Here is an 18,099-nt window from a genome sequence, read left to right on the forward strand (position 1 = left end):
TCCTAAGATTGATTGCGCCAGCAAAGTGCTGGCGCAAAACAAGTGTTTTATGGTGTAAAAGTTGCAACACCAATCTCATTGGCTTCTGGTTCTGACGGTACACGACTAAGGATATCTGATGGTGCAACATCACGTCGCAAGTCCATTTCAGCCTCAGTTCGGATCAGCTCACCACGTAATGAGTTTGGTAGCGCCTCAGTAATACGCACGTCAACGAACTGACCGATCACTGAGTGTGGACCTTCAAAGTTCACTACACGGTTATTCTCGGTACGTCCACGTAGTTCCATTGGGTTCTTTTTCGAAGGACCTTCAACAAGGATACGCTGTTCAGTATCAAACATTTTACGGCTGATATCTTGTGCCATTTGGTTGATGCGGTTTTGTAATAGATACAAGCGCTCTTTCTTCTCTTGCTCTGGTACATCATCCGGTAAGTCTGCCGCTGGAGTACCTGGGCGGGCTGAGTAGATGAAGCTGAAGCTCATATCAAAGCCAATCGCGTTGATAAGGTTCATCGTTTCTTCAAAGTCTGCTTTGCTTTCGCCCGGGAAACCAATGATGAAGTCTGAGCTCATGCTTAGGTTTGGACGGATCTTGCGTAGCTTACGGATAGTAGATTTGTATTCAAGTGCAGTATGGCCGCGCTTCATCAAGTTAAGTACACGGTCTGAACCACTTTGTACTGGCAAGTGCAGGTGATCAACAAGCTCAGGTACGTCTGCGTAGGCTTCGATGATGTCAGGCGTAAACTCAACAGGGTGTGATGTGGTATAACGAATACGGTCAATACCATCAATCGCAGCCACATAACGCAGTAGATCAGAGAAGTAGCACACTTCACCATCGTGCATTTCACCACGATAAGCGTTTACGTTTTGACCCAGTAAGTTCACCTCACGCACGCCTTGCTCTGCAAGCTGCGCAACTTCTAAAATAACATCGTCTAGCGGACGGCTTACTTCCTCACCACGCGTATAAGGCACAACGCAGAAAGTACAATATTTAGAACAGCCTTCCATAATTGATACGAACGCCGTAGGGCCTTCCGCTTTTGGCTCTGGTAGACGGTCAAACTTTTCAATCTCAGGGAAAGAGATATCGACCACTGAGCCTTCTTTGCTTTGCACTTGCTTGATCATTTCTGGTAGACGGTGCAGTGTTTGCGGACCGAATACGATATCAACAAATGGTGCACGTTGACGGATTGTGTCACCTTCTTGTGAGGCTACACAGCCACCTACGCCGATAACCAAATCAGGGTTATCTTCTTTTAATAATTTCCAGCGACCCAATTGGTGGAATACTTTCTCTTGTGCCTTCTCACGAATTGAACACGTATTGAGTAGGATCACATCCGCCTGTTCAGCTTCTTCTGTCAGCTGATAGCCGTTAGTGGCATCAAGCAGATCCGCCATTTTCTGGGAGTCATACTCGTTCATTTGACAGCCCCAGGTTTTGATATGCAATTTTTTACCCATTGAAATAAAGCCTCGTTTTCAATTCGATGATCAGCACAACGCCTTACCAGTTATTAAAAATACCCCAAGAACTGGCAAACACTTACTAAAATAGCTTAAAAAGAGGCGTATTTTATCTGACCTATAGTCACTAGCCAAGTATAGATTTCATCTTTCAAAATGGGGATCAAGGAGGGTTGTAATTATTCGGCTACAATCATGCAAAGAGATCTTTTTTTCACGAATTAAGATACAATGTAATTACACCAGCTAATTTAGGCAAATTTATGAAAAATAACGTGTTGATCGTCGGTGGCGGCATGGTTGGCGCAGCGGCTGCGGTGGAGCTTGCTCGTCAAGGATGTCAGGTCACTGTGATAGAAAATAATCCCATAGATCCGAAAGCCATACTTGAAGGTGAGCAGGTTGACATTCGAGTCTCTGCCATCAACCGTTTTTCAGAAGCGTTATTAGATAAACTCGGTGCAATGCCACTGATAAGGGCGAGCCGCAATGCGCCTTACCACCAGTTAGAGGCGTATGAACGAGGCAGCGAGCATTTGGTGTTTGATAGAGCCGATGTACCGACGTCTCATTTAGGCCACTTAGTCGAGAATAGCATTATTCAAGCGTCGCTGTGGTCACAGTTTGAAGACAATGGTATTCAGGTTGAAACTGTCACTGAGGCACCCATCGCGATTGAGCAGCACTTAAGCAGTATAGATCTGGTTTACCCTCAGCAGCGTTTTAGCGCGGACCTCGTTATTGCAGCCGACGGTGGTCGTTCTGCGCTACGCAGTCTTACAGGCATTGGTGTAACAGGGTGGCAATATCAGCAGCATTGTATGGGCATTCTGATCAAGCTTGACGGACCGCAACAGGTGAAAACGTGGCAAGAGTTTAAACCAACTGGCCCAATCGCCTTTTTACCTATGCAAGCACCTTATGCCAACTTAATCTGGTATCACCATGGCTCTGAGCTCAAACGCTTAAAAGGGTTATCTAATGAGGCGTTAAAACAAGAAATATTAGAGCACTTTTTTGACTTACCGGGAGATTTTACCGTTGAGCAAAGCGCTGTATTTCCACTTGCGCGTCAACATGCCAATCAATATAGCAAAGGACGTTTGGTGTTAGTGGGTGACGCAGCCCATACGATTAATCCACTTGCGGGGCAGGGCGTTAATCTTGGCTTTAAAGATGTGGCTGCACTTGGCGGGTGCTTGCAAGGCTTTGATGATGTTGGTGAGCTTGCTCGTCTTCATCAATATGAAAAAATGCGCCGCAAAGATAATTTGTTAATGATGAGCATGATGGATGCCTGCTATTTTGGCTTTTCAAATGAGATTAAGCCGCTCAAATCACTGCGAAGCCTTGCGTTAAAAGTGGCAAATAAAGCGGGCCCCATTAAACGAGAAGTGCTTAAGCATGCGATGGGTGGTAGTTTTTAATTAAACTATTAGGAGAAGAAATTTGACAAGCTATCCAAGATTGTTTCACTCTTCTCCTACTTTCCTGCGTTATAAACTGCCAATTAATCGAGTTCTATTTATCACCTTGATTAGTGCTTGTTTATCAAACTGACCGTCAACTTGAAGCAGCCAATCACTATTTTCAGATAACAAGAAAGCGGTGTTTTGACCGGATGAACTCAGGGCTGAAAATATATAACTCTCTTTACGTTTTTGAACATATAGTTCGGACCCATCAACTGTACCAAAAATAGCGCTGATCTCCTGACCACGTTTATTCTGTTGTTGAACAGTGCCATCAAATAATTGCTTTAGAAAGGCGCGTGGGGTTAAGCCATATTTTTTGGCAAATCAGCAAGTGCAATAGAAGCTGGCAACCAATTAAAAAATAGCTCTGAGCGTGTATCATTTATTATGAGAGAATAAGTAGCGTCGCTAAAAGCATGAAATGAGAGTTTACTAGTTTGCTCTGGGGAAGCACAGTACGTGAAGTGCTTTAGTGAGACTTCAATATTTGGAGATGCACAGTAGTTTATTGTGACTGTTTTAGCACTGACTAATACAGGTAACAATGTCAAAATGAGCAAGGCGAATTTTTTCACTGTTATATTCCTAAAGCAGCGACTTGTAAGTGTCTACGTTAGCCCCAGATCACCGATTTCGCACAAGAAAGGGATTGCTTTTGCTCAAATTGTGCTAATACGCTTTGTGTAAAGTTTTTCGCTATCCATGAAATAGAAGCTTTTCCACCTGTTGGTTCCGGTACCCAATTGGGAGCTTCTGTGCACCCTTTTATTTTTTGTACCATTTCACCGAAGAACTCTGCTACTTTTGGATTTGCTTCGCCTTTAAAGGTCAAATCCAATCCTGCGCCTTTGTAAAATGAGTTAATTGCTGCTTTGACTTTATCTTGTTCGGCCATGAAAATAATCCTTTATTCTTAACTAAGAATGAAAGAACATAACATGTCTATTTTTGGTTATAAATTGAGATTTAATAAAGATGTGATATTTAGATGAGTTAAACATGGTGCGGAAGGAGAGACTTGAACTCTCACATCCGAAGATACTGGAACCTAAATCCAGCGCGTCTACCAATTCCGCCACTTCCGCAATGTTTAATAATTATCTTTGAAGATAATTGGCTGGAGTACCAGGATTTGAACCTGGGAATGGCGGGATCAAAACCCGCTGCCTTACCGCTTGGCGATACTCCAACAGTGGTAGTTGATTATTTTAGTTCTTATCGAGAACATGGTGCGGAAGGAGAGACTTGAACTCTCACATCCGAAGATACTGGAACCTAAATCCAGCGCGTCTACCAATTCCGCCACTTCCGCATAGTGTTATCTCGTAAAGAGATGGCTGGAGTACCAGGATTTGAACCTGGGAATGGCGGGATCAAAACCCGCTGCCTTACCGCTTGGCGATACTCCAACAACTATTTCAAATCTATTATGTTGAATCCAGGATTTGAATCTGGGGGTATATGAGTGAGGGATAAAAACCTCTCTCTTCTGCCCTTACCGCTTCCACTTCGTGTCGAGACGATACTCCAACAAAGGTAGTCGATTATTTTAGTTCTTATCGAGAACATGGTGCGGAAGGAGAGACTTGAACTCTCACATCCGAAGATACTGGAACCTAAATCCAGCGCGTCTACCAATTCCGCCACTTCCGCAATGTTTAATAATTATCTTTGAAGATAATTGGCTGGAGTACCAGGATTTGAACCTGGGAATGGCGGGATCAAAACCCGCTGCCTTACCGCTTGGCGATACTCCAACAAAGGTAGTCAAAGTTGTTTTAGTTCAAACTTTAAGAACATGGTGCGGAAGGAGAGACTTGAACTCTCACATCCGAAGATACTGGAACCTAAATCCAGCGCGTCTACCAATTCCGCCACTTCCGCATGTATTTTCTTATAAAGAAAATGGTGGCTATGCCCTGATTTGAACAGGGGACCCCATCATTATGAGTGATGTGCTCTAACCAGCTGAGCTACATAGCCATTGGCTGGAGTACCAGGATTTGAACCTGGGAATGGCGGGATCAAAACCCGCTGCCTTACCGCTTGGCGATACTCCAACAAAGGTAGTCAAAGTTGTTTTAGTTCAAACTTCAAGAACATGGTGCGGAAGGAGAGACTTGAACTCTCACATCCGAAGATACTGGAACCTAAATCCAGCGCGTCTACCAATTCCGCCACTCCCGCACATTAGGGTAGTTAGTTTTAAAGTTGCTAATCAACTTGAAAAAGCATGGTGGCTATGCCCTGATTTGAACAGGGGACCCCATCATTATGAGTGATGTGCTCTAACCAGCTGAGCTACATAGCCATCTCTTTTTCGTTCATCACCATCGCTGGTGCGGGGCGTATTATGCGTATATGCCCCCATGCCGTCAACACCTTTTTTCGAAAAAATTTCGTATCACAGATTGTTTGCAGATAAATTAAGCGAAACGGCCTGTTTTTATACCAAAACAAACAGGAAAGTACAATTATCGACAACAACCAAGGTTAAAAAAATATAGGCATGCTTTGTACCTTTTAAGGTAAAAAGCGCAATAGGGGCGTTTTTGAATAGATAAAAGCGTCGAGCGGACACAAAAAAAGCCCTGAATGAGGGCTTTTTTAGTCATTGTATAAGAGAGGTCATTAAACGTTGAACAAGAAGTTCATTACGTCGCCATCTTTTACGATGTAATCCTTACCTTCTTGACGCATTTTACCTGCATCTTTTGCACCGCTTTCACCTTGGTATTCAATGTAGTCATCAAAACCAATTGTCTGTGCACGAATAAAACCACGCTCAAAGTCAGTGTGAATTTTACCAGCAGCTTGTGGTGCCGTTGCGCCAACAGGAATGGTCCAAGCGCGCACTTCTTTTACACCTGCAGTAAAGTAGGTTTGTAATTTAAGAAGTTCGTAACCGCCGCGGATCACTAAGTTAAGACCTGGCTCTTCAAGACCAAGATCAGCCATGAACTCAAGCTTGTCTTCTTCTTCAAGTTCTGACAGCTCTGATTCAATCGCAGCACATACTGGGATCACAACCGCGTCTTCAGCAGCTGCAATTTCACGTACTTTGTCTAAGAATGGGTTGTTTTCGAAACCATCTTCTGTGACGTTGGCGATATACATTGTCGGTTTGATCGTTAAGAAGTTAAGCGGTTTGATAGCAGCAAGTTCTTCTTTAGTTAGCTCTAAAGAACGCAGTGTTAGGCCTTCATCAAGGTGTGCTTTAACTTTTTCTAATACGTCGTTTTGGAATTTCGCTTCTTTATCGCCGCCTTTTGCTTTTTTAGCATTACGTTGTGCTGCGCGATCTGCAGCTTCCATATCTGATAAAACAAGCTCAGTATTGATAACGTCAATATCATCAGCAGGGTTAACTTGACCCGAAACGTGTACGATATTTTCATCTTCAAAACAGCGAACAACATGGCCGATGGCATCTGTTTCGCGAATGTTCGCTAAGAACTGGTTACCAAGACCTTCGCCTTTTGAAGCGCCTTTTACCAGACCGGCAATATCAACAAATTCCATCGTTGTTGCGATGGTCTTTTGTGGGTTAACAATCGCAGCCAGTTGGTCTAGACGCGGATCCGGAACGGCAACAACGCCTGTGTTTGGTTCGATTGTACAAAACGGAAAGTTTGCGGCTTCGATCCCCGCTTTAGTTAATGCATTAAATAGGGTTGATTTACCAACGTTTGGTAAACCCACAATGCCACATTTAAAACCCATAATTTTGAACCTTCAGTTAATCAAATTGTTGCCGTATAAAAATACTTTACGGCTTAAATGAATGTAGTCTGTTTTGTGCTTTTAACACACCGTCTTTCGCTAAAATTTCCATGCAACGAACCGCTTCATCAACGACCGCATCAATTTTTTCTTGGTCAGCTTTTGGTGCTTTACCCAATACCCAGCCCGTGACTTTGTCTCGGTGGCCCGGGTGACCAATGCCTATTCGCAAGCGCATAAATTCTTTATTATTGCCAAGCTTAGAAATAATGTCTTTCAAGCCATTATGTCCACCATGACCACCGCCTTTTTTAATTTTGGCGATGCCAGGGTCCATATCCATTTCGTCATGTGCAACGAGAATGTTTTCAGCAGGAATTTTAAAAAAGTTTGCAAGGCTTGAGACCGCTTTGCCACTTAAATTCATATAAGTGGTGGGAATAAGCAATTTGAATTCTTGATTATTGATAAGTACTTTGCCCGTAAGGCCATGATACTTAGAGTCGGGTTTGAGAATGCAATTGTAGCGTTTTGCCAGTTCTTCTATGAACCACGCACCGGCATTGTGACGAGTGTTTGCATATTCGGGGCCTGGATTAGCCAGGCCCACAAGCATTTGAATATTATTCAAGGTGTTAACACCTTAAAAATTACTCAGCAGCTTCTTCAGCTTCTTCTTCAGAAGCAGCGCCTTTAGGAGCGTTTAAAGTAACAACAGCTTGGTCGTGGTCCGCACCTTTAGCTAGTTCTACTGAAACAACACCTGCAGGAAGTACAACGTCAGAAAGGTGTACAGTTGCACCTACTTCTAGCGCAGCAACATCAACTTCTACGAACTCAGGAAGTTGAGCTGGTAGACATGTGATTTCGATTTCTGTTACGTGGTGAGCAACAGTGTTACCACCTTTAGTAGCAGCTTCTTCGTTGATGAAGTGTACTGGTACTTTAGTGTGGATCTTCTGAGAAGCATCAACACGTTGGAAGTCTAAGTGAGTGATCTTAGGCTTGTACGGGTGACGCTGGATGTCTTTAATGATAGCTTCAACAGACTCACCGCCAATGTTTAGCGTAAGGATGTGAGTGTAGAAACCTTCGTCTTCTTGCATGTGGATCACTTTGTTGTGATCTAGAGTAAGAGAAACAACTTCTTTGCCTGCACCGTAAAGGATAGCAGGAACTTTCTCAGCGCGACGTAGGCGGCGGCTCGCACCAGTACCTAATTCTACGCGTACTTCAGCGTCTAAAACGTATTGTGACATAACTGTCTCCAAAATATATAAAGTTAATAATGTCAGAAAACTCGCGACCAAATTTTCTGGCGTATACCTATCAAGCTGACAAATTTTGTCTGCCCAGTAGGTAAAAAAGGCGCGCTAATATAGCACTATCATGGCTAGATTAAAACCATTAGAGCAATAAAAAAGCACCAAACGGTGCTTTTTTATTTAATCTTGCAATGAATTAGTGTTCAAACATTGCCGAGATTGATTCTTCGTTGCTGATACGGCGAATAGTTTCTGCCATCATGTCAGCTAAGGTTAACACTTTAACCTTATCAATTGCGCGAAGCTCGTCAGACAATGGAATAGAGTCTGTTACGATCACTTCGTCGATAACTGAGTTACGTAAGTTCTCAGCAGCATTACCAGATAAAACTGGGTGCGTTGCATAAGCGAATACACGCTTAGCACCATGCTCTTTCAGTGCAGCAGCAGCTTTACATAAAGTGCCACCTGTATCAATCATATCGTCAACGATAATACAGTCACGGCCTTCTACGTCACCGATAATGTGCATTACTTGTGATACGTTCGCTTGAGGACGACGCTTGTCGATAATCGCAAGGTCTTTGTCGTCAAGTAGCTTTGCAATAGCACGCGCACGTACTACGCCACCAATGTCTGGTGAGACAACAACGACATCGTCGAAATCACGCTCTTTCATGTCTTCGATAAGTACAGGGCTACCAAATACGTTATCTACTGGCACATCGAAGAAGCCTTGGATTTGTTCTGCATGTAGATCCACAGTTAATACGCGGTCAACACCTACACTTGATAGGAAGTCGGCTACTACTTTTGCAGTAATAGGCACACGTGCTGAACGAACGCGGCGGTCTTGACGTGCATAACCAAAATATGGGATTACTGCTGTGATACGACCAGCAGAAGCACGACGTAGTGCGTCAACCATAACGATAAGTTCCATCAGGTTATCGTTTGTTGGTGCACAAGTTGATTGAATAATAAAGACGTCTGAACCACGTACATTTTCATTGATTTGAACGCTGATCTCACCGTCACTAAAACGGCCTACAACGGCATCACCTAACTCAATAAATAAACGTTTTGCAACTTTTTGAGCTAGCTCGGGTGTTGCGTTACCAGCGAAGAGCTTCATGTCGGGCACGGTAGGGTTCCTCAGGCACTGAATTTTTGGACTAACATGCAAAGACTAAAATAGCACAGTCGATACAGGCTAACTTAAACTAATTTACTTCTCTTTGTTTAGCCACGTAGCTAATTGTTTGTGAGTGATTGACTCACTTGCACTTTTAGCTACAAAGCCTTGCCAAGATGACGGCATTTGCTGGAGTACACGCAGTGCTGTTTGCTCGTCATCAAAAACTGCAAAACAACAACTTCCAGTTCCTGTCATTCTTGACGGCGCATATTTTAGCAACCACGTCAGGGTCTTTTCAACCTCAGGGTAAAGCTTTTTAACTAACTCTTCGCAGTCATTGCGTGTATCGGCCATTTGCCAAGGCGTTTTTAGTTTGGCTGTACTGCGTGGTAAGTCCGGATCTGTGAACACTTTTAAGGTACTGACATGGACGCCTGGCGCGACCACCAAATACCATTTTTCAGGATAATCAAACGGGGTTAAAACTTCCCCAACACCTTGGGCTAGCGCGGTTTTACCATGAATAAATACTGGGACATCTGCACCGAGTTGCAATCCTATTTTTGCCAGTGCTTGCAGTGTAAGGTTGCATTCCCAAAGCGTGTTTAAAGCAAGTAGGGTCGTCGCTGCATCAGAAGAACCACCGCCCACTCCTCCGCCCATAGGTAAGTGTTTCGTTAAATGTACGTTTACACCTTTTTTTACTGTTCGATGGGGTAAAAGTGCTTTGGCAGCTTTATAAATGAGGTTATCTTCATGATTGATCCCTGCTACATCCCCCTCTATTTGGATGTCATCTTCTTCAATCAGCTCAAAACTAAGTTCGTCACCAAAGTCGAGCATAGTGAATAGACTTTCCAATTCATGGTAGCCATCTGCTCTGCGGTTATTGATATGTAAAAAAAGATTGAGCTTAGCGGGCGCTGTTAAAGTGAGTTTGGTCATTATGAGTCGAACTGCCATGCATTAATTTGAATTTTGATTGTAATATCTTGATGTGCCAGTGTCAGCCTTGCAGGCAGTGTTAGCCCGTTGAAATTACGATATCGTTGATATTGGATTGTCCAAACTTTTCCTTGTTCGTCCTGCCAGCTTGCTTGTTGAATATTACCTGCGGCATCTAGCTCAAAACCCGCTTCAAAGCGTGTTGCGGTAAACCAGTTAGGTGCTTGTGTGATAGGTAATTGCCAACCACTGATACGATGAATAAGTGCAGCGCTTTCTGGTCCGGTATAAGACTTGCCATCTACGACCAGTTCACTATATTGATCAAGTTCCATCATTTTTAAAACTTGAGTACCGATAAAGCTTGTTAAGGTGAGTGTTTGCTTATTAGCAGTATATTGCCAATTAAAGTTCACTGACTGTCTGTCGTCGGGGGCTATGAAGGCAATTTTGCCACGCGCTTGCCATTTATTGAACTCGGCAAGGGTGTTTAGTGTTGCTTGTCCCTGAACTGGGTGCCGTGGTGATTGCGCACAGCCACCTAGAAATAAAAAAAACATGAGCAAAATCAAATGAAATTGTTTCAAATGAGGTTCCTTACTTTCCATATTCGATTGATTTTTGGTAAAATTGGCCGCTTTAAAGCAGGGCTTGGGCAACACTGGCATTTATGACCATCATCGCACTTGGTATTAATCACAAAACCGCTTCCGTCGAATTACGTGAAAAAGTCGCTTTTTCACCCGAGCAATTGTCTCGTGCTTTGGAGCAGCTCAATCAGTTAACAGAGTTTCATGAATCTGTGATTGTGTCTACCTGTAACCGTACCGAAATCTATTGTAGCCTCGACAATGCTAATTCCCAAGCGCTTCTCGGTTGGTTGGCAAATTTCCATGATATCTCCCAGCAAGAGCTAGCGGACAATGTGTATATTCATCAAAATCAAGACGCTGTAAATCACTTAATGCGAGTCGCATGCGGTTTGGATTCATTGGTGTTAGGTGAACCGCAAATTCTTGGCCAGATAAAGCAAGCTTATAATAGCTCTAAGCATCATCATGTGATCCAGCCCATGTTTGAGCGCTTATTTCAAAAAACCTTCTCGGTTGCAAAGCAAGTGCGAACGGAAACAGAGATTGGTGCCAGTGCGGTATCTGTTGCTTATGCTGCGGTGAATTTAGCTAAACATATCTATGGCAAGCTGGATAAAACAAAGGTGTTGTTGATCGGGGCAGGTGAAACCATCGAGTTAGTTGCTAAGCATTTGTCTCAACATCATCCACAGCACATTACCGTTGCAAACCGAACGATTGAACGTGCTAAAAATCTCGCCGAGGAAATTGGCGGGGATGTCATCTCTCTTGCTCAGCTACCAGATGAATTACAGCATGCTGATATCGTGATAAGCTCTACAGCAAGTACTTTACCGATAATTGGTAAAGGGGTGGTAGAACAAGCATTAAAGCAAAGAAAGTATCGTCCTATGTTGTTTGTTGATATTGCAGTGCCAAGGGACATTGAAAGCCAAGTTAATGAACTGGATGCTGCCTATTTATATACGGTTGATGACTTACAAACCATCGTTAATGAAAACATCGCAAGTCGCGAGCAGGCGGCAACACAAGCACAGGCGATCATTGATGATAAAACCAGAGAGTTTGCAGATTGGCAGCGCTCTTTAAAATCAGTTGATGTTATTCGCCAGTACAGAACATCAGCACAAGAAATAAAATTAGAGCTCGTGGAAAAGGCTGTAAATCAGCTACAATCGGGTAAAGATTCAGAAAAAGTCTTGCTTGAATTAGCAAATAAGCTAACCAACCGACTCACGCACGCCCCAACGCATGCCATTCAAAAAGCTGCAAAAGAAGGGGATACAGAGAGATTAATGGTGCTTAAGCAGGCATTAGGTATTGAACAGGAATAAAATTTAGATGAAAGAGTCTGTCTATCGTAAGTTAGAAACCCTTGTTGAGCGTCATGAAGAAGTAGAGGCGATGCTAGGCGATCCAGAAGTGATTGGCGATCAGAACCGCTTTCGCGCACTTTCTAAAGAGTACTCAGAGCTTGAAGATGTTGTAAAAACATTTACTGCTTATCAGCAAGCACAAGAAGATGTTGCTACAGCAGAAGAGATGCTAAAGGATTCAGATCCTGATATGCGTGAAATGGCGCAAGAAGAATACAAAGAAGCCAAAGCGGCGATTGTTGAGTTAGAAGATCAGCTACAAGTATTGATGCTGCCAAAAGATCCAAAAGACGATAACAATGTCTACCTAGAAGTACGTGCGGGTACCGGTGGTGATGAGGCTGCTATTTTTGCGGGTGACTTGTTCCGTATGTACAGCCGTTATGCTGAAACGCAAAAGTGGCAAGTAGAGGTCGTAAGCGCTAACGAGGGGGAACACGGCGGTTATAAAGAAGTCATCGCCAATATTAAAGGTGATGGGGTGTACGGCAAGCTGAAGTTTGAGTCAGGCGCGCACCGTGTACAACGTGTTCCAGAGACGGAATCACAAGGTCGTGTTCATACATCAGCGTGTACTGTTGCTGTGATGGCTGAAATCCCTGAGGCAGAAGCGATTGAGATTAACCCTTCAGATCTAAAGGTTGATACTTTTAGAGCGTCAGGTGCCGGTGGTCAGCACGTTAACAAAACAGACTCGGCAATTCGTATAACCCACATTCCAACAGGTGTTGTTGTTGAATGTCAGGACGAGCGTTCTCAGCATAAAAACCGTGCTAAAGCGCTATCTGTACTCGGTGCGCGACTACAGCAGGCTGAAGACGAAAAGCGTCAAGCGGCTGAGGCGAGCGAGCGTCGCAACTTAGTGGGTAGTGGAGACCGCTCTGAGCGCATTCGTACTTATAACTATCCTCAAGGTCGTATCACGGATCACCGTATCAATTTAACTTTATACCGTTTAAATGAAGTAGTTGGTGGTGAGCTAGGCGCGATTATTGACCCGCTTCTTCTTGAGCACCAAGCAGACCTATTGGCTGCGATGGGTGATGACTAAGGTGAGCCCTATCTCCAATGCCCAAGCAATCGCTTGGGCAACTCAGCAACTAATTGAACACTCTGATTCCCCAAAACTCGACGCCGAAGTCCTTTTACTACACATTCTAGATAAGCCCCGTAGTTACTTATTTACTTGGCCTGAAGCCGAGTTATCTGACGAACATCATCAAGCTTTTATAGCGCACATCGCAAGGCGATTAGAAGGAGAACCTGTTGCGCATATTACCGGTGAGCGTGAGTTTTGGAGTCTACCCTTTTATGTCAACAACAGCACCTTAATCCCAAGACCTGATACGGAAACCTTGGTGGAGTATGCCCTCGGCTTGGCATTGCCTCATACCGCAAAGGTGTTAGATCTAGGCACTGGTACTGGCGCCATTGCGCTGTCATTGGCCAGTGAAATGCCGTCTTGGCAAGTTTGGGCGGTGGACTATTCACCAGATGCTGTGACGTTGGCAACGCGTAATCAACAAAGACATGCATTGAATAATGTCACTATTGCGCAAAGCGATTGGTTTTCAAATGTGCCTGAACAGCAATTTGATTTGATTGTCAGTAATCCGCCTTATATCGAAAACAACGATGTACATTTAACCCAAGGGGATGTGCGTTTTGAACCTTTGTCTGCTTTAGTCGCTGAGGAAAATGGCTATGCAGATATACGTCATATTGCATCACAAGCGAGAGAATACCTGAGCTCAGGCGGCTTTATTTTGGTAGAACATGGCTTTGAGCAGGGTCAGGGCGTAAGAGAGATTTTTGCACAAATGAACTATCGCAATATACTTACAATAAAAGATATGGCAGGCTGTGATAGAGTAACTTTGGCACAGATGCCTGAGTGATGCGTTGAATGCATTAATATTTTTAATTTACAGCCCGCGTCAAATAAGCGTTAAGGACTCTCTATGGATGATTTTTTGTTTTCAGATGAGCCAACGGATGTCATAGAAACGGAACAAAGTGGCACTTGGAAAGTCATCATTGTGGATGATGAACCTGAAGTACATGCTGTCACTAAACTTGCGTTAAGTGACTTCGAGTTTCAAAAGAAGAAACTTGAATTTCTCAGTGCATATTCGGGAGAGGAAGCAAAGCAGGTGGTGACTGACCACCCTGATGCAGCGATTGTATTGCTCGATGTGGTGATGGAAACCGATGATGCTGGTTTAAAGGTTGCTCAGTTTATTCGCGAAACGGCCAAGAATAACAACATTCGCATCATTCTTAGAACCGGACAACCAGGTCAAGCACCAGAGAGACAGGTCATTGTGAATTATGATATCAATGACTATAAATCGAAAACAGAACTGACAGCACAGAAACTCTTTACTGTGGTGATGTCTAGCTTACGTTCTTATCGCGATATCTTATCAATTGATCAATCTCGTCAAGGCTTAGAAAAAATTATCACAGCGTCTCGCGATATTTTTGCAACGCACTCGATTGAGCAGTTTATCGAAGGGGTAATGCAACAGCTTACCTCATTACTGGGGACTGTTGATGAAGCCATGTATGCAACGTCTTTGGTGGCCAGCAATGAACCAGACACCTGCAGCGAAGACTTAGTGGTGTTTACAGGACGAGGTGAGTTTGCAAAGAGTGAAGGCAAACCCATTCAAGATGTTTTAAATGAGGAGCAAATTCAAGCGTGTAAAAAGGCGCTGAATGAAAAAAGTATTGTTTACAAAGACAATTACTTATTCTCGTATTGCTCAAGTGAGTATAACCATGCATCTATGCTGTTCGTCTCTGGGATCCCTGAGTTTTTAACTGATACGCAAAAGCATTTAATCGAAATATTCTCGCAAAACGTACAACTGGCTTACGAAAACGTGCAGTTACAAGCGGAAATAGAAGATACACAACAAGAGCTGGTATACCGTCTAAGTGAAGCTTTAGAGATGCGCTCAACGGAGTCTGGCAATCACGTCAAGCGCGTAGCACATGTATGTCATGCACTTGCTGTGGGCTATGGGCTGGGTAATAGAGAAGCGGATTTAGTACGTATTGCCTCGCCACTTCATGATGTCGGCAAAGTGGGCATTCCAGATGCGATTTTAAATAAGCCTGCCAAACTGGATGAGCAAGAATGGACGGTAATGCAAAGTCACGCTAAAAAGGGCTATCAGTTGTTGCGAGATTCCAAACGTGAAATTGTTAATGCAGGTGCACTTATTGCAAGAGACCATCATGAAAAGTGGGATGGCACAGGCTACCCCAAAGGCACTAAAGGGGAAGATATACACGTGTTCGGACGTATTGTAGCGATGGCCGATGTGTATGATGCGCTGCGTCATCGCCGTTGTTACAAAGAGGCATGGGACTTACCAGAAGTGGTCAAAGAGATTAATAATCAGAGTGGTAAACATTTTGACCCTAAATTAGTCACAGTGTTTAACGAAATTATTGACGATCTGGAAGCCATTTTAGCGCGCTACCCAGATAAACAGTGAGGTGGATGTGGATTACCTGTTTTTAAAGCATACTCATATGATGTTTGCAGTCCTAAGCATTGTACTTTTTTATACACGCTCAGTGTCGCGTTTAACCACGGGCAAACTAGCCAATAATAAAGTCTTGTTTATTACCAGCCATGGCGTAGACACACTATTACTTGTTTCTGCTGTTTATCTGGCGGTGACCTTGGGCATGAAACCATCATCTCAACCTTGGCTGATGGAAAAAATAATACTGGTCGTTGGGTATATTGGCTTAGGTTTTGTAGTAGCTAAATCAAAACACAAGTCAAAACAAATTCCTGCGCTGATCGGTGCCACTGCTGCACTACTCGCCATCGGCTACCTCGCGAGCACCAAAAGCGCCTTCATTCTTTAATCTAGGTTAATAAAGCCTAAATCATGTGGCTAGCTAACCAGCTAGTTACATGGCTGTGAGTAAAATTTCCCCTTGGGTATGGACTAAAAAGTGTTACACTAGCGGCTTATTATTTTCACATGGGTTTGCAGTACAGTCTATGACGGATACTTGGTTTGATGAACAACAAGAATTAGGTATGGATTATACCGTGCCACCATTGCTTCGTAGTATTTATGCAGAGCAGCGATGGGATGCGCAAGCCGACACCGAGCAAACGCTATGTCTCTTGGCTGAGTTAGAACTGGCGGTTGATGAGATGCGTGTGAAGGAAAAAGATGCGCATAAGCGTATTGATTTAATACTTGATACTTTTTATACCAAATGGCTATTTAGTGGCACAGGCCAAAAGGTCCCTGAGTATTTACTAAATAACGTGGGTTATGTGCTTAAAATGCGCAGCGGTACAAGCACTGCATTGGCGATTTTACTTGCACATCTACTTGAGCGCGCTGACTTTAATGCCACGGTTGCTCTCATGCAAAATGAAGTGGTGGTGCATGTCGCGTTAAGTAGTGAAGAAGGCTACATCATAGATCCAAGTTCTGGCCAGCAATCTTGGTATATCACCCCTGAAAATGACGGCGAAAAAGAGCAAGAACCATTAGAGTTAGTGATAGGGGATGAAGCGTTTAAGCTTTATCTAGCCCAGCAAAAGTGGTCATTTATTGCTGCTGAGAAATTCAGCCATGCATTGAGTTGTGTAGAGCTGCTGATGGAACTATTGGGTGATGACCCTTACGAAAGGCGAGATAGAGGGTATTTATTGAATCAACTTAATTGCCCTAAAATGGCCAAAGATGATCTACAGTATTTTGTAGATGAATGCCCTGATGACCCCACCATTGAGATCATACAGAATCAAATAGAAGAGCTTGCTGATCACAACAACATATTGCATTAACAATAAAGTGTGAATGAGGGCCCCCTAAGTTGAGTGGATTAGGGCTTACATAACAGCAAGTTTTATCTCACTATCGACTAACCGCGAGTAGTCAAATTACACATAAGACTATATGCTCTAAAGACTTTATCACTGCTTGTGGCTGAACTAAGTGCCTATATCAACGTATCATTATAAATTCGCAATCGAGTATGGTGATAAATAGCGTGTTGATCAATTAGGTACTATGCTGAACTATCATAATAAGTTGGCCTTAAAGCGTATATCAATATGTGTACTTGGTAATTAAGTTACGTGGTTGCTTGTTACCGATTTAAATTGGATTGAAATATGAATACACAGATTATAAAAGTTGGAAACATTGAAGTGGCAAACGATAAACCGTTTGTTTTATTTGGCGGTATGAATGTACTTGAGTCACGCGATTTGGCGATGCAAATTGCAGAGCATTATGTTGAAGTCACCTCAAAGCTCAATATCCCTTATGTTTTCAAGGCATCTTTTGATAAAGCTAACCGCTCATCCATCAATTCGTACCGTGGTCCAGGTATGGAAGAAGGGTTAAAAATTTTTGAAGAAATAAAAAAGACGTTCAATGTTCCTGTGATCACGGATGTACATGAACCGTTTCAAGCTGCACCTGTGGCCGAAGTTGCAGATGTGATCCAATTACCGGCATTTCTTGCTCGTCAAACAGATTTAGTGGTTGCAATGGCAAAAACTGGCTCTGTCATTAACGTCAAAAAACCACAGTTTTTAGCTCCGCATGAAATGCGTCATATCATTAAAAAGCTGAATGAGGCGGGCAATGACCAAATCATTCTATGCGAGCGCGGCAGCAGCTTTGGTTACAACAACCTAGTCGTTGATATGCTAGGTATGGATGATATGAAGCACATGGCTCCAGTCATTTTTGATGCAACGCATGCGCTGCAGCGCCCAGGTGGTCGTACTGATTCAGCAGATGGACGCAGAGCACAGGCGGCAGAGCTGGCACGCAGTGGCATGGCACTGGGCTTAGCAGGGTTATTTATCGAAGCTCACCCAGATCCAAATGTCGCTAAATGTGATGGTCCGTGCGCGCTGCCTTTAAATAAATTGGAAGGCTACCTGAAGCAAATGAAAGCGGTTGACGAGTTAATCAAAAGCTTTGATGCGCTAGATACCAGCGCGAGCGTTTAATTTGCCTATTTAGTTAGGCCGGGCAGTGACCATAGGATGGTGGTTGCCCAACGATACAACAACATACAATATAACAACATGTAA

The 18,099-nt window shown here is 43.4% G+C and carries 17 protein-coding genes and 11 tRNA genes; 8 read left to right on the forward strand and 20 right to left on the reverse strand.

Features of this window, described 5'->3' with window-relative positions; translation table 11 throughout:
* Positions 1-47 precede the first annotated feature (47 nt).
* On the reverse strand, positions 48-1,481 hold the full coding sequence (gene miaB, locus N477_RS04740) for a tRNA (N6-isopentenyl adenosine(37)-C2)-methylthiotransferase MiaB (RefSeq protein WP_063363198.1): 1,434 nt from the start codon (positions 1,479-1,481) through the stop codon (positions 48-50).
* 266 nt (positions 1,482-1,747) lie between these two features.
* Here miaB and N477_RS04745 point away from each other — a divergent pair, with 266 nt between their 5' ends.
* Positions 1,748-2,911, forward strand: coding sequence for an FAD-dependent oxidoreductase (locus N477_RS04745; protein WP_063363199.1), 1,164 nt, complete (start codon positions 1,748-1,750; stop codon positions 2,909-2,911).
* Positions 2,912-3,261: 350 nt separating this feature from the next.
* On the opposite strand, the gene N477_RS25575 is transcribed toward N477_RS04745, so the two are convergent.
* The 19 genes from N477_RS25575 to lolB form a co-directional block, all read right to left on the reverse strand.
* On the reverse strand, positions 3,262-3,534 hold the full coding sequence (locus N477_RS25575; RefSeq protein ID WP_081216549.1) for a hypothetical protein: 273 nt from the start codon (positions 3,532-3,534) through the stop codon (positions 3,262-3,264).
* 38 nt (positions 3,535-3,572) lie between these two features.
* Positions 3,573-3,854 carry a hypothetical protein gene (locus N477_RS04755; protein WP_063363200.1) on the reverse strand — a complete coding sequence of 94 codons (282 nt, stop codon included), beginning with the start codon at positions 3,852-3,854 and terminating at the stop codon, positions 3,573-3,575.
* Positions 3,855-3,959: 105 nt separating this feature from the next.
* A tRNA-Leu gene (locus N477_RS04760) sits at positions 3,960-4,044 on the reverse strand.
* Positions 4,045-4,073: 29 nt separating this feature from the next.
* Positions 4,074-4,148 (reverse strand) — tRNA-Gln (locus tag N477_RS04765).
* Positions 4,149-4,186: 38 nt separating this feature from the next.
* Positions 4,187-4,271 (reverse strand) — tRNA-Leu (locus tag N477_RS04770).
* A 22-nt stretch (positions 4,272-4,293) separates the two neighbouring features.
* Positions 4,294-4,368 (reverse strand) — tRNA-Gln (locus N477_RS04775).
* A 159-nt stretch (positions 4,369-4,527) separates the two neighbouring features.
* Positions 4,528-4,612: transfer RNA gene (locus N477_RS04780), tRNA-Leu, on the reverse strand.
* Between the two features lie 29 nt (positions 4,613-4,641).
* A tRNA-Gln gene (locus tag N477_RS04785) sits at positions 4,642-4,716 on the reverse strand.
* Positions 4,717-4,758: 42 nt separating this feature from the next.
* A tRNA-Leu gene (locus tag N477_RS04790) sits at positions 4,759-4,843 on the reverse strand.
* A gap of 22 nt (positions 4,844-4,865) precedes the next feature.
* Positions 4,866-4,942: transfer RNA gene (locus tag N477_RS04795), tRNA-Met, on the reverse strand.
* 2 nt (positions 4,943-4,944) lie between these two features.
* Positions 4,945-5,019, reverse strand: a tRNA-Gln gene (locus tag N477_RS04800).
* 42 nt (positions 5,020-5,061) lie between these two features.
* Positions 5,062-5,146, reverse strand: a tRNA-Leu gene (locus N477_RS04805).
* A gap of 47 nt (positions 5,147-5,193) precedes the next feature.
* A tRNA-Met gene (locus tag N477_RS04810) sits at positions 5,194-5,270 on the reverse strand.
* A gap of 320 nt (positions 5,271-5,590) precedes the next feature.
* The gene (ychF, locus tag N477_RS04815; protein ID WP_039608386.1) at positions 5,591-6,682 is read right to left on the reverse strand and encodes a redox-regulated ATPase YchF; all 1,092 of its coding nucleotides are present in this window, start codon (positions 6,680-6,682) and stop codon (positions 5,591-5,593) included.
* Between the two features lie 46 nt (positions 6,683-6,728).
* Positions 6,729-7,313: an aminoacyl-tRNA hydrolase gene (pth, locus tag N477_RS04820; RefSeq protein WP_039608387.1), complete on the reverse strand. Its 585-nt coding sequence runs from the start codon at positions 7,311-7,313 to the stop codon at positions 6,729-6,731.
* A gap of 19 nt (positions 7,314-7,332) precedes the next feature.
* Positions 7,333-7,941: a 50S ribosomal protein L25/general stress protein Ctc gene (locus tag N477_RS04825; protein ID WP_063360594.1), complete on the reverse strand. Its 609-nt coding sequence runs from the start codon at positions 7,939-7,941 to the stop codon at positions 7,333-7,335.
* A gap of 202 nt (positions 7,942-8,143) precedes the next feature.
* A complete protein-coding gene (locus tag N477_RS04830; protein ID WP_023397324.1) occupies positions 8,144-9,091 on the reverse strand; it encodes a ribose-phosphate pyrophosphokinase in 948 nt (315 codons plus the stop codon).
* Positions 9,092-9,175: 84 nt separating this feature from the next.
* Positions 9,176-10,030 (reverse strand): 4-(cytidine 5'-diphospho)-2-C-methyl-D-erythritol kinase, encoded by an 855-nt coding sequence (gene ispE / locus N477_RS04835; RefSeq protein ID WP_063360593.1) that lies wholly within the window; start codon positions 10,028-10,030, stop codon positions 9,176-9,178.
* Positions 10,030-10,617, reverse strand: a complete 588-nt coding sequence (gene lolB / locus N477_RS04840) for a lipoprotein insertase outer membrane protein LolB (RefSeq protein ID WP_081216350.1) — start codon at positions 10,615-10,617, stop codon at positions 10,030-10,032. Before lolB ends, ispE begins: the two co-directional genes overlap by 1 nt.
* An 83-nt stretch (positions 10,618-10,700) precedes the next feature.
* Between lolB and hemA the strand changes: the two genes are divergently transcribed.
* From hemA to kdsA, 7 genes are all read left to right on the forward strand, one after another.
* Positions 10,701-11,957 carry a glutamyl-tRNA reductase gene (gene hemA / locus N477_RS04845; RefSeq protein WP_063360591.1) on the forward strand — a complete coding sequence of 419 codons (1,257 nt, stop codon included), beginning with the start codon at positions 10,701-10,703 and terminating at the stop codon, positions 11,955-11,957.
* A 7-nt stretch (positions 11,958-11,964) separates the two neighbouring features.
* Positions 11,965-13,050, forward strand: a complete 1,086-nt coding sequence (prfA, locus tag N477_RS04850; protein WP_063360590.1) for a peptide chain release factor 1 — start codon at positions 11,965-11,967, stop codon at positions 13,048-13,050.
* Positions 13,043-13,897, forward strand: a complete 855-nt coding sequence (gene prmC / locus N477_RS04855; protein ID WP_063360589.1) for a peptide chain release factor N(5)-glutamine methyltransferase — start codon at positions 13,043-13,045, stop codon at positions 13,895-13,897. Before prfA ends, prmC begins: the two co-directional genes overlap by 8 nt.
* 63 nt (positions 13,898-13,960) lie before the next feature.
* On the forward strand, positions 13,961-15,508 hold the full coding sequence (locus N477_RS04860) for a DUF3369 domain-containing protein (RefSeq protein ID WP_063360588.1): 1,548 nt from the start codon (positions 13,961-13,963) through the stop codon (positions 15,506-15,508).
* Positions 15,509-15,515: 7 nt separating this feature from the next.
* Positions 15,516-15,890, forward strand: coding sequence for a SirB2 family protein (locus N477_RS04865; RefSeq protein WP_063360597.1), 375 nt, complete (start codon positions 15,516-15,518; stop codon positions 15,888-15,890).
* A 139-nt stretch (positions 15,891-16,029) separates the two neighbouring features.
* Positions 16,030-16,833 (forward strand): tetratricopeptide repeat protein, encoded by an 804-nt coding sequence (locus N477_RS04870; protein ID WP_063360596.1) that lies wholly within the window; start codon positions 16,030-16,032, stop codon positions 16,831-16,833.
* A 330-nt stretch (positions 16,834-17,163) separates the two neighbouring features.
* On the forward strand, positions 17,164-18,015 hold the full coding sequence (gene kdsA, locus N477_RS04875; RefSeq protein WP_063360587.1) for a 3-deoxy-8-phosphooctulonate synthase: 852 nt from the start codon (positions 17,164-17,166) through the stop codon (positions 18,013-18,015).
* Positions 18,016-18,099 lie beyond the last annotated feature (84 nt).

This window comes from Pseudoalteromonas luteoviolacea H33-S (assembly GCF_001625695.1).
GTDB classification, from domain to species: Bacteria; Pseudomonadota; Gammaproteobacteria; order Enterobacterales; family Alteromonadaceae; genus Pseudoalteromonas; species Pseudoalteromonas luteoviolacea_B.